Source organism: Gordonia sp. LMA484, assembly GCF_058129505.1.
The window spans coordinates 4460551-4472691 of the sequence record NZ_CM176700.1 but is presented as its reverse complement, the minus strand read 5'-3'; the positions used below and the strand labels follow the sequence as shown (position 1 = coordinate 4472691).

The 12141-nt window shown below is 66.5% G+C and carries 10 protein-coding genes; 5 read left to right on the top strand and 5 right to left on the bottom strand.

Annotation, left to right across the window (positions count from 1 at the left end; translation table 11 throughout):
• Positions 1 to 93: 93 nt before the first annotated feature.
• Positions 94 to 663, top strand: coding sequence for a TetR/AcrR family transcriptional regulator (locus AC4AMJ_RS19825; RefSeq protein ID WP_489914200.1), 570 nt, complete (start codon positions 94 to 96; stop codon positions 661 to 663).
• A gap of 54 nt (positions 664 to 717) precedes the next feature.
• Here AC4AMJ_RS19825 and AC4AMJ_RS19820 read toward each other — a convergent pair whose 3' ends face one another.
• The 4 genes from AC4AMJ_RS19820 to AC4AMJ_RS19805 all read right to left on the bottom strand — a co-directional run bounded on the left by AC4AMJ_RS19820 (position 718) and on the right by AC4AMJ_RS19805 (position 5473).
• Positions 718 to 1581, bottom strand: a complete 864-nt coding sequence (locus AC4AMJ_RS19820; protein WP_489914198.1) for a MaoC/PaaZ C-terminal domain-containing protein — start codon at positions 1579 to 1581, stop codon at positions 718 to 720.
• Between the two features lie 5 nt (positions 1582 to 1586).
• Positions 1587 to 3326, bottom strand: coding sequence for a 3-oxosteroid 1-dehydrogenase (gene kstD, locus AC4AMJ_RS19815; protein WP_489914196.1), 1740 nt, complete (start codon positions 3324 to 3326; stop codon positions 1587 to 1589).
• An 81-nt stretch (positions 3327 to 3407) separates the two neighbouring features.
• Entirely contained in the window at positions 3408 to 4331 is a 924-nt protein-coding gene (locus AC4AMJ_RS19810; protein WP_489914194.1) for a tyrosine-protein phosphatase, read from the bottom strand.
• A 68-nt stretch (positions 4332 to 4399) separates the two neighbouring features.
• The gene (locus tag AC4AMJ_RS19805) at positions 4400 to 5473 is read right to left on the bottom strand and encodes a 2Fe-2S iron-sulfur cluster-binding protein (protein ID WP_489914192.1); all 1074 of its coding nucleotides are present in this window, start codon (positions 5471 to 5473) and stop codon (positions 4400 to 4402) included.
• Positions 5474 to 5652: 179 nt separating this feature from the next.
• Between AC4AMJ_RS19805 and AC4AMJ_RS19800 the strand changes: the two genes are divergently transcribed.
• From AC4AMJ_RS19800 to AC4AMJ_RS19785, 4 genes are all read left to right on the top strand, one after another.
• Positions 5653 to 6453: a mycofactocin-coupled SDR family oxidoreductase gene (locus AC4AMJ_RS19800; RefSeq protein ID WP_489914190.1), complete on the top strand. Its 801-nt coding sequence runs from the start codon at positions 5653 to 5655 to the stop codon at positions 6451 to 6453.
• On the top strand, positions 6453 to 7280 hold the full coding sequence (locus tag AC4AMJ_RS19795; protein WP_489914188.1) for a mycofactocin-coupled SDR family oxidoreductase: 828 nt from the start codon (positions 6453 to 6455) through the stop codon (positions 7278 to 7280). Before AC4AMJ_RS19800 ends, AC4AMJ_RS19795 begins: the two co-directional genes overlap by 1 nt.
• A 269-nt stretch (positions 7281 to 7549) precedes the next feature.
• Positions 7550 to 9049, top strand: coding sequence for an MFS transporter (locus tag AC4AMJ_RS19790; RefSeq protein WP_489914186.1), 1500 nt, complete (start codon positions 7550 to 7552; stop codon positions 9047 to 9049).
• Positions 9050 to 9323: 274 nt separating this feature from the next.
• Positions 9324 to 10193, top strand: coding sequence for an IS5 family transposase (locus tag AC4AMJ_RS19785; protein WP_489896485.1), 870 nt, complete (start codon positions 9324 to 9326; stop codon positions 10191 to 10193).
• 411 nt (positions 10194 to 10604) lie between these two features.
• Here AC4AMJ_RS19785 and AC4AMJ_RS19780 read toward each other — a convergent pair whose 3' ends face one another.
• Complete coding sequence (locus AC4AMJ_RS19780; RefSeq protein WP_489914184.1) at positions 10605 to 12080, bottom strand: FAD-dependent oxidoreductase; 1476 nt, start codon at positions 12078 to 12080, stop codon at positions 10605 to 10607.
• Between the last annotated feature and the right edge of the window lie 61 nt (positions 12081 to 12141).

The window sequence follows — 12141 nt, the reverse complement described above, 5'->3', positions numbered from 1 at the left end:
GTGAGTCGGCTCGTCTCGGCGGCGGGTCGAGATACGCTCACAATAACGAGACGCAACGTTCCGTTATTCCACATGTCTGGGGGCACGACACAGATGAGCGACGATGAGGCTCGCGGACGCGGACGACCCCGTGATCCCGATCTCGACGACAGGATTCTGGCGGCCACCCGCGCGTTGGTCGGCGAGGCCGGGTATCACCAGGTGACCATGGAGGCCATCGCCTCCCGCGCGGGCGTGGGCAAGGCGACGATCTATCGGCGCTGGCAGACCAAGGCCGCGGTGGTGACCGATGCGTTCACCGCCGAACTCGTGGTGCCCCCGGTCCCCGACACCGGCTCGGTCCGTGGGGACGCGCTCACGCACCTACGCGAGCTGGTGCACACCTTGACGCTGCTGGGTGGACCGTCGGTGGTCGCCGGAGCGTTGGCCGAGCGAGGCGAGGCCGGCCAGGTCGAATTGCGCGACGTCGTCGGTGCGCGTGCGGCGAACGCCGTAGCGTTGTTGCGCCGAGGGATCACGCGAGGCGAGCTACCGGCATCGCTTCCGGTCGACACCGTCGCCGACAGCTGGGCCGGCTACCTGTTGTATCGCGTGGTCTTCGTCAGGACTGTGCCCGGCGATGACGATCTGCGGGAATTGGTGGAGCTGTTGCCGGTGCGGTGATCTCGATACCCGCCGCGCTGCCGCTCGTCGGCGGCTCGATCAGCAGCCGGCTGTTCAGCGAATGACCTCCAGCACAACATTCCCGAGTGCCGGTGCGCCGTCGCGGTCGGCCACGGCCGCGGTGATGAGCAGCTCGTCGCCCTCATCCCAGACACTCACATCGAGTGTCTCGCCGGGGAAGACCACGCCGGCGAAGGATGCCGAGTAGCTGCGAACGGTAGTGACGTCGCCGTCGAGTACGTTGTCGACGACGGCGCGGCAGACCGCACCGTAGGTGCACCGCCCGTGCAGGATCGGTCGGGGGAAGCCCGCATCGGCGGCGAACGTCGGATCGGAGTGCAGCGGATTGCGGTCGCCGCACAGGCGATAGAGCAACGCCTGCTGCGGCAGGGTCGGGATCGAGAGGCGGTGATCGGGTTCCCGCTCGGGATAGCTGACCTTGGCCGAGGCCCCGCGCTCGCCGCCGAAACCGCCCTCGCCCTTGGCAAAGATCGACCATCGTGTGGTCCACAGGTCGTCGCCCTGGTCGTCGGTGGTGACGGATTCGAGGATGACCACGGCGGCCGCACCCTTGTCCTGCACCTCGACGATCCGGGTGCGGCTGGTGGCCTTGCCGGCCGGCGGCAGCGGACGGTGCGGCGTCACCTTTTCACTGCCGTGCACGACTTTCGCCAGATCGATGTCCACGCCGGGGTAGGAGACCGTCGGTGCCTCGGTCATGTGAAAGGTGGCTGCGACCGCCGCAAACGTAGGCAGGACTTTGGGATTCACGTCGTAGATGTAGGCGAGGGCGGCAGTGTCCATCGGGTCGGCCGCGGCGCCGACGGCGAGGTGATAGAGCGCGACGTCGGATGCGGACCATTCGAAGGTGGTCTCGCCGAGGTCGGCGCCGACGGCGATGGCGGGGTCGATGGGCACGGTGATCAGGCTCCTGTGCTGGTGGACGGGGTTGTGCTGGTGGCCTTCTGCGCAGCGGCGTCGAGCGCGGCGAGATAGCCGAAGACGAGAGCGGGTCCGATGGTGGCACCCGGCCCGGCATAGGTGTGGCCCATCACCGGTGCGCTGGTGTTGCCGGCGGCATACAGTCCGTCGATGACCGATCCGTCGGCCCGCAGCGCGCGGCCCGACGCGTCGGTCTCGATGCCGCCCTTGGTGCCGAGGTCGCCGGGCACCATCTTGACCGCATAGAACGGTGCCTTGGTCAGAGCGCCGAGGCTCGGGTTCGGCTTGTTGGTGATGTCGCCGTAGTAGTGGTCGTAGCCGCTCGTGCCGCGGCCGAAGTCGGCGTCGACACCGGAGCGGGCGAAGCCGTTGAAGCGTTCGGTGGTGTTCGCGAGCCCGTCGGCGGGCACACCGATCTTGTCGGCGAGTTCGCGGATCGATCCGGCCTTGACGACCACCCCGGCCTCGAACCACTTCTTCGGAAGTGGCTGACGCGCATTGATACCGGCGAAGAGATAGCGGTTGCGGCACGTCTGGTCCATGATCAGCCACGACGGCACGTTCTCGCCGGGACCGTCGCCCTGCCCGTAGTCGCCGCCGTACATCTGATGCACGGCCTCCACATAGGGCAGCGATTCGTTCATGAACCGCTCACCGCGCTCGTTGACGATGAAGGTGCCCGGCACGGATCGCTCCGACAGCGCAAACCACGGTCCACGCGGAAGCGGGATGGTCGGGCCCCACCACGCGTCGTCCATCAAGGCCACCGAGGCGCCGATCTTGAGGCCGGCGTTGATGCCGTCCCCGGTGTTCGACGGTGCGCCGGTCGTCCAGTCGGAACCGATCGGCTCACGCTGGTACTTGCGCCGCATCTCCGGATTGTTCTCGAAACCGCCGCACGCCAGGATCACCCCGTGCCGCGCGTGGATCTCGAAGGTCTGCCCCTGCGATTCGGCGACCACACCGACCACCCGGCCATCCTCGGTGAGCAGATCGGTGAGACCGGTGTTGAGCCGGAGCGGCACGCCGAGTTGACGCACGCCGAGCAGCAGCTCCGCTGCCAGCGCGGCGCCCATCGCGATGAGCTTCTTGCCCCGGGAACGGGCCCAGAAGAAACGGGTGCCCACCTTCGCCATCCGCACCGGACCGCGCCAGTGCCGGATGCCGGTGTTGAGCCAGCGATAGTCCGACTGCAGCACCACCATGTTCAGCGGGGCCTTGGTGTACTGCGGGTGCAGGGTCTTGAGGTCGTCGCCGAGCTTGCGGGCGTCGAAGGGACGCGGTTCCACCGACCGTCCGCCCAGCCGGCCACCGGGGGCTTCGGGGTAGTAGTCGGAGTAGTTCTTGACCCACTCGAGGTCGAGCGGGGCGTTCTTCATGAGGAAGTCCAGCGCTTCGGGACCGCGGTCGATATAGGCGTCGACCCTGTCCGCCGGCGCGTGCTCACCGATGATCGCGTGCACGTACTCGCGGGCCTTGGCCACCGTGTCCTCGACGCCGTCGCGTTTGAGCACCGAGTTGTTGGGGATCCAGACCCCACCGCCGGAGCGTGATGTCGAGCCGCCCCAGTACGGGGACTTCTCGATGATCACCGTCTTCAGACCGCTGGCGGCCGCGGTGATGGCTGCACTCAGTCCGGCCGCGCCTGCGCCGACGACGATCACGTCGTAGGTCTCCGGGGAGGTGGTGGTCTGGTCTGCTGGTTCGGTCGCGCCGGCCATGGAAGTCCCTTCGTGCGCCGCGGGTGCAACGTGTTCTACCTGAATTAGAACACGTTACAGAAATGGAGCGCCAGAGGAGTGTCAGTTGACGCTGCCCGCACCCAGCGGACCCGACAGTGTCGGCGACACTCCGCGCCGCAGCATCTTGGCTGACAGTGCCCTCACGCTGGGCATATCGAGGCCGAGCCCGTGGGTCAGATAGCGCTGGAACGAGCCGTAGGACCGTCGGATCTGGTCGAACGATGCCGCGAGGAAGCCGCGCTGCACGCCGAGGATCGGCGCGAACAACGAGGGGTCGGTGACAAGGCCGTGATCGACCAGCGCTGTCATCTGGGCCGCGTTACCGGCGGCCAGGCGATCGTTGGATACGAGGTAGTCCTGGTATACGGCCCGTTCGGGCACGCCGAGCGCTGTGAGCAGCACGGCCGAGATGAGGCCGGTCCGGTCCTTGCCCGAGGTGCAGTGGAAGAGCAGTGGCGTCGCCGACGTTGCGATGTCACGCAGTGTCGCGCCGATCTGATGCCGGGCGCTCGGGTCGGTCACCATCCAGCGGTAGTAGTCACGCATCATCTGCGCCGCCTTGCCGGACCCGAGCGCCTCCTGCTGGGCGGCCGGCCCTGCGCCGATGATGCGGTTCACCCTGACGTAGAAATCGTCGGAGGGGTTCCAGATCGGCCGCTTGGTGTAACGGACGGGCGGCAGGTCGTCGGGATTCGCCGCCACCTCGTTGGGTGAGCGCACGTCGATGATGTCGGTGACGCCGAGCATGGTGAGCTTCTGCTTGTCGACGTCGGTCAGGGTGTTCAGCGCGTTGCTGCGGTAGACGACACCGGTCCGGACGACGGCCCCGGTGCGGGTCGGGTATCCGCCGACATCGCGGGCGTTAGCCGCCGTGATCCCGATGCTCGTACCGCCGCCGGGTGCCGCGGACGCGGCCGGCGCCACCTCGGGGATGGTGCCGATGCCGATGGAGGTCAGACCTATGGCCAGTGTTGCGGCGGCCACCCGGAGGACGGTGCGACGACGGAAGCTTCTCAGCACAGATGTTCCTTTCACAGACGGATATCGGATTGTCAGAACCGGATTCGGGCAAAGTCGCCGGTCGGCCGCGACTGGCAGGCGAGGACATAACCGTCGGCCAGGTCGTCCTCGTCGAGGACGCCGGTGTCGGCCATGGTCACCTCGCCCTCGACGACGACGGCCGTGCAGGTTCCGCACTGTCCCTCGCGGCAGGAGTACGGAACGTCGAGACCACGCGTGAGCATCGCCTCCAGCAGGCTCTGCGAGCGTGGCCAGCGGATGGTGTGGGTTGCGCCGTCGGTGTCGATCTCGACCGTCGCCGCATCCGCGTCGGCAGCCACCTCCGCATCCGAGTCGGCAGCCGGGGCCGGGGCGGGTGCCGCGAACGGATCGCCAGTCAGCGACCTGAAGACCTCGACGTGGACGTGTGATCGCGGAACGTCGAGTCGACTCAACGCTTCTCGGACAGTTGTCATGAAGCCGGTCGGACCGCAGATGAAGGAGTGACGGTCGGAGAATGTTCGGGCGAGCTCGGCGAGCCGTTCAGGAGTCGGCTGCTGCCGGGCCACCTCCAGCCAGTGGATGACCGTCAGCCGGTCGGGATGACGCGACGCGAGATCGCGCAGTTCGTCGGCGAAGATGACGGAGTCGGCGTCGCGGTTCGCATAGACCAATGCCACGTGGCCGGTTCCAGACGCCAACGTCGCCTTCAGGATCGACAGCAGCGGGGTGATCCCGCTGCCCGCACCCCACAGCAGGAGATCGTCATCGAGAGACTCTGGTGTGAAGATCCCGGCCGGGGGCAGGATCTCGATGATGTCTCCTTCGGAGATGTTGTCGCACAACCAGTTGGAGCCGTAGCCGCCGACGGTGCGCTTGACGGTCACCGTCAGACCGGCGTCGGTGACCGGGCAACTCGACAGTGAATAGCATCGCGCGACCGAGCCGCCCCGATCGCTGGGGATGCGCAGGGTCAGGAACTGACCGGGGCGATAGACAAAATCGTGCCTGCGGTTGTCGGGCACCGTGAACACGAGCGACGTGGCGTCACGGGTTTCCTCGATGACCCGGGCGACCCGGGCCGATGCGGAGCGCGGCGGGGCCACGTCGGCGGCAACCGTCGTCATAGGAACCTCCTGGAGTTGCGTTGTCGCCATCGTGGGCGGGGCTGAGTTCGGATGGGCGCACGCATTCTGCTGTCCGGGAGAGATTCGTGCGGACGTCCGCTGAGCGGGAGGACGCAGAGCCCGGGCCGCAGGGCCGCACCTAGGGTCGCCGCCATGGACATCTGCAGTGGGAGTACACGGTGAATCGTCTCTGTGATCAGGTTGTCCTGGTCACCGGGGCCGCCAACGGGATGGGGAGAAGTCATTGCGTGCGGCTTGCCGAGGAGGGGGCACGGATCATCGCGATCGATCTGGAGTCGGCTGCCGACGATCTTGCCGTGACGGCGAAGGAGGTCGACTGGGTCGGTGGCCAATGTGTCTCCGGATTCGCCGACATCCGCGACGTCGATCAGCTCGCGTCGGCGGTGCGTCAGGGCGTCGACCACTTCGGGCGGCTCGATGCGGTGGTCGCCAACGCCGGCATCTATCCGGACGCAGCACCGTCCTGGGAGATCTCCGACGACGACTGGCGGCGCGTGCTGAACATCAACCTGACCGGTGCCTGGCATACCGTGAAAACAACCGTGCCGCATCTTGTTTCGGGAGGCGCGGTGGTGCTGATCGGGTCCACCAACGCGATCAAGGGATCGGCCGGGACGTCGCACTACTGCGCGAGCAAGCACGGGCTGGTCGGTCTGGCGCAGACCTTGGCGAATGAACTGGGCCCGGGTGGTATTCGCGTCAACGCCGTGCACCCGGGTTCGGTGGGGACCTCGATGATCCTCAACGACCGCGTGTTCGCCAAGCTCCGACCCGACCTCACGGCGCCGGGAGAACAGGATGCGGAGACCGCTCTTGCGTCGCGTAACCTGCTCGGTGTCGGGTGGGTGAGCCCGGTCGACGTGAGCAACGCGGTGTTGTTCCTGCTCTCGGATGAGGCCCGTTTCGTCACCGGCACAAACGTCGTCGTGGATGCCGGCCTCGTGGCAAAGACGTCGTGATGGGGCGCGTCGAGGGTAAGGTCGCGCTCGTCACGGGGGCCGCACGGGGGATCGGACGGGCGCAGGTGTTGCGGTTTGCCGAAGAGGGAGCGAATGTCATCGCGCTCGACATCTGTCGGCAGGTGGAAACGACTGTCACGCCACCATCGGCTCCCGACGATCTGGCCGAGGTGACCCGACTGGCCCGGGAGCGGGGTGCTCGCGTCGTGCCCGGTGTCGTCGATGTGCGCCAGGGGGATCGGCTTCGCGATGCTGTCGATGCCGGGGTGGCAGAACTCGGCAGACTCGACATCGTCTGTGCGACTGCCGGTATCACTTCGAAGGGGCCAGCGGTCGAACTCGACGAGCAGGCGTGGAACACCATGCTCGACGTCAACCTCACCGGCGTGTGGCAGACCTGTAAGGCAGCGGCTCCGCATCTGATCGAACGGCGAAGTGGCGCCATGATCCTGACCAGCTCGATCGCGGGTCTGCGTGGGCTGATGGGTGTCGCCCACTACACCGCGGCCAAACACGGCGTGGTCGGTTTGATGAGGTCGTTGGCGAATGAATTGGCGCCGTACGGCATCCGGGTGAACTCGATACACCCGACCAATGTCGACACGCCGATGATCCAGAACGCGGCGGTGCGCAGTGCGTTCCGTCCCGACCTGGAGAACCCGACGCGCGCCGAGTTCGCCGAGGCGGCCACGACGATGAACATGCTGCCGATTCCGTGGGTCGAGCCCGAGGACATCGCGAACGCCGCGTTGTTCCTCGGCTCCGATGAGGCGCGCTACATCACCGCGGTGACCCTGCCGGTGGATGCGGGGTCGACCCAGCGCTGACCCAGTCCCGAGATCATACGACGATGTGGCCCGGTGCGACCGGGCCACATCGTCGTTGTGCGTCGGAACGGGTTTGGCAGCGTGAATCACGTTGTCACCGCGCGCTATTGCCGATTGACCGTTCGGCGCTGGATCTCCCGGACAGTGGGATGCCCGGCTGGTGTGGGCGATGCGGCGCCGGTGTGATGTGACTGGCACCACATTCCGTCGGTGTCGATCACTCCGTCCCGGCCCGACGTCTACGGGTCTTTGTCCCTGGAAGGTATGCGATGCCTGTACAACCCACTCCGAACGAGGACTCGCTCGCTGATCCCAGATCGGTGACATCTGATGACACCCGAGTCTGGACGCCGCGGCTCGTCTTGGGTCTCGCGTCGATCGTGTTGTTGCTGGAGGTCCTGGCGATCAGCTATCTGATGATCTCCACAGCACTGCCGTTCATCGTCACCCACTATCAGACCACGCAGGGGGCCTGGCTCCTGACGGCGTTCCTCCTGACCGGCGCTGTCACCGCCCCCGTCATCGGTCGCCTCTCGGACATGTTCGGCAAGCGCCGGCTCCTGCTCGGGTGTGTCGCACTCGCCGCCGCCGGATGTCTGTTGTCGGCGATCGCGCCGTCCTATGGCGTGATGATCGCCGGTCGTGCACTGGCCGGATTCCTGGTGCCGTGCCTGTTCCTCGGGTACTCGCTCATCCGAGACGTGTTCCCGCCGAGAGCCGTCGCGTTGGCGGTCAGCATCGCCACGACCGGTATGGGCCTGGTGGCGGTACCCGCGCCGTTCCTCACCGGCTGGCTGATCGACGATTTCGGATTCCGCAGCATTTTTTGGTTTCTGTTCGCCGTCGTGGTGGCGATCGGCTTCGCCATTCTGGTCACGGTCGACGAGTCGCCGCTGCGCGTCCGGACGACCGTTGATCTGGTGGGGGCGGTACTGCTCGGTGCCGGGCTGGCTGGAGTGCTCATCGGCGTCAGTTTCGGTCCGTCCTGGGGGTGGACCGCATCGTCGACGCTGACCTATCTGCTAGGCGGCGCCGCATTGCTGGTGGCGTGGCTGGTGTCGGCCCGGCTCGTGAACGATCCGCTGGTGGATCTCGACGTGCTGCGGCGCCGACCCGTGTATCTCACCACTGTGAGTGCGGGTGTTGCTTATGGGATTTCCGGACTGTTCGCGGTTCTGCTGCCGATGATGGTGATGGTGCCGGGCATGATCGGGCTCGGATATGGCTGGGGCCTGTCGGCCGAGGACTTCGCGCTGTTCCAGCTGCCGATGGTGATCGCCATCGTGGCCGGCGGACTGCTTGTCGGTGTCCTGGTGAGTCGTGGCTTCCCACCGCGACTGTTGATGCTGGCGGGCCTCTCGCTGATGGCGGTCGGCATGCTGGTCGTGGCGTTCAACCACTCGGAGAAGTCGACGATCATCCTGGGAGCGGTGATCCTCGGTCTCGGCCAGGGTATGTCGTACGCGGCTGTGCCGAACCTGGTGATCGAGGCGGTGTCGCCGAAGCTGCAGGCGAGCACGGCCAGCATCGTCGCGGTGAGTCAGAGCATCTTCCCGGCGGTGCTGTCGGTGGTCGCGTTCACCGTACTCAACAACTCGCACGTCGCGATGGTCGCCGAAGGCGCTACGTTCTACGACTCGGACGGGTTCAAGGTTGCCTTCGTCATCGGCGCCATCGTCTCGGCGGTGGGCGCGCTCACGGCGCTGGCCATGCCGCGCCGCGCGGTCGATGAGATCACCGAGACCCCAGGGGTGTTGGGCGCTGCCTGACGGTTGTCACCGGTCCCTGAGGACCTCACCACTCGGTCCCTGAGGACCTCACCATTCGGTCCCTGAGGACCTCACCATTCGGTCCCTGAGGAGCCTCGCGAGGAACGAGCGATGCGTCACGAAGGGCGGCCCTTCGTGACGCACGCTCACTTCGTTCGCGGGCTCCTCAGAGCGTGTTTGAAAACTCGGATGTGCGGCGTGTGACGGATGGGATTTGAGTGAACTCCTGGTAGGTCAGTGAGTGCTAACAACACGTACTCACCAGGAGTTCACCATGCCATCATCACCCATCGGTGCGTGCCCGTCCTGCCCGACCCCCACCCACGGGTCTGGTCATCGGTGCGAGGTATATCCGTCCTCCAGTGTCACCGATGCCCAGTGGGCGGTCCTCGAACCGCTCCTGCCACCGGCCGGGAACACCGCAGGACGCGGTGGCCGACCCGAGAAGTGGTGTCGCCGAACCGTTCTCGACGCCGTTTTCTATGTTGTCCGCGGCGGTATCGCCTGGCGACAACTCCCCTCGGAGTTCCCACCCGCGATGACCGTCTACGCGATCTTCCACCGCTGGGTCACCAGTGGAGCGTGGCGCCGCATCCACAACTGCCTCCGCGACATGCTGCGCGTGGCCGACGGCCGCAACCCGCTGCCGACCGCGGCGATCATCGACGCTCAATCGATCCCCGGCGCCGATACCGTGCCCGGTGCCAGTCGCAGCTACGACGCCGGCAAGAAGGTCAACGGACGCAAACGCCACATCGCCGTCGACACCACCGGTCTGCTGCTGGCGATCGTGGTCCACGTCGCCAACATCCAGGACGCCGACGGTGGTGCCCGAGTGTTGGCCGCGCTGCGCGCCCAGTTCTCCACCATCACTATGGTCTGGGCTGACGGCGGCTACCGCGGCAGACTGCTTATCTGGGCGAAAAACGTTCTGGCACTAACCGTTACGATCGTCAAACGCACCGACGACATGACTGGATTCCACGTCCTACCGCGCAGGTGGGTCGTCGAACGCACCTTCGGTTGGATCGTCAAACACCGCCGCTGCGTCCGCGACTACGAAACCCGACCCGACCACCACGAAAACATGGTGTACATCGCCCTCATCGCTACCATGTCACGACGACTGGCCAAACTTGCCTGAGTTTTCAAACACGCTCTCAGGGACCGGGGGGTGAGGTCTCCAGGGACCGGGGGCTCACTTCGTGACGCTCGCAGCGTTACCACCTGCTCCCTGAGGAGCCTCGCGAGGTACGAGTGGTGTGGCGCCACCTGCTCCCTGAGGAGCCTCGCGAGGTACGAGCGATGCGTCACGAAGGGCGGCCCTTCGTGACGCACGCTCACTTCGTTCGCGGGCTCCTCAGGGACCGGGCCGGGAGTCACTTCGTTCGCGGGCTCCTCAGGGACCGGGCCGGGAGTCACTTCGTTCGCGGGCTCCTCAGGGACCGGGGGTGAGACTTCGCTCGCGAGCTCGCTTCTCAGGGAGCGGGGGGTCACTTCGCTCGCAAGTTCGCTCCTCAGGGACCGGGGAAGGAGGCCGGCAGCCGTTTACAGCTCAACAACAGTCGGCGGCCGCCGCACCCGCTCGACGACCGAAGAATGTGCCGTCGCCCAATGAGGTGCCACTGATGTAGCCCCACGAGTGCAGGCCCGACGTGGCGCGCCCGGCCGCGAAGAGCCCTGGGATGGCCTCCCCGTCGAGATCCAGAACCGCACCGTCGACAGTGGTGCACACGCCGCCGAGTGTGAAGACCTCCGCTCCGCCACCACCGGCGGCACCGTATTCCGGTGGGGCGATGCCCTTACGGACGTCGATGGCGGCGAACGGTGCCTGGAGCGGCCGCAGCCACCGGGTGGACTTGTGGAAGTAGGGATCGATGCCGGCGGCGGCATGGCGGTTGTACTCGGCGACGGTGTTCTGCAGGGCGCCGTGTGGCATGCCGATCTCACGTTCGAGTTCGGCGACCGTCTCGGCCACGAAGTGCGGTACCACACCCCACCTCTCGATTTCCGGGACCTCTTCGTATGCCTGTTCGTCGAGGATCACCCATACCCGCAGGCCGTGTTTGAACAGCGCGGCCTGGCCCACCAGCCCGGGGTAGACGTCTTCGTTGATGAACCGCTGGCCGAGGTCGTTGACGATCATCCCGCGCACCATCATCCCCGGGATCAGGGAGATGCCGACCTGACCGGCCGACGTGTGCTTGACCGCGGCACCGGCCGCCTGTGCCATCCGGATGCCACGTCCGTCGTCGCCGCCGTCGCTGTTGACCCCCAGCCCGACCAGCTGTGGGGCATGCTGGGAGACCATGTCCGCGTTGTCGGCGAATCCGCCGGTGGTGATGATGACACCGGACCGCGCCCGATAAGTGACCACCTCGCCGAAGTGACGGGCGAGCACCCCGACGATCCGCCCGTCTTCGACGATGAGTCGTGCGGCACCGGTATCGGTGTGCACGGTGACACCCGATGTGGCGATCGCGTCGGCGAGGACACTCATCAACACCTTGCCGCCGAAGCCGTCCGAGGTCACCCGATGCCCTCGGGGTGCGGGTGTGGCGATGTCGCGAAACGGAAAAGCGTTCTCACCCATCCACATCAGACCGTCGTCGGTTGGTGGTACCCACGTCGGCGATTCCCACAGTGACGGCTTGAACGGCACCCCCTGACCGACGAGCCACCGATGGTGGGCGACACTGTCTCGGCAGTAGAGCGAGATCTTCTCGGCGTCGGCATCCGGCCCGAGCGCCGCCAGCAGGAAGCTCTCCATCGCCTCGGGGGTGTCGGAGATTCCGCAGGCCTGTTGGGTGTCGGTGCCGCCCCCGAGGTAGATCTCCCCGCCGGACAGGGCGGCCGAACCGCCGCCGCCGCTCTGGCGCTCCAGCAGTATCGTGTCCGCGCCGGCGACATCGGCCTCCAATGCGGCCGCCGCACCGGCACAGCCGAATCCGATGACCACGACATCGGTCTCGTGTGTGTACCCGTCGATGGTGGCCGCGTCGACGGGCCGGACGGACTTGGTTGCGTTCATATGATCTCCTCTGGTCGGTGATGAGGTGTTGCGGTTCAATGCGCTTGTGGACAGACGCGAA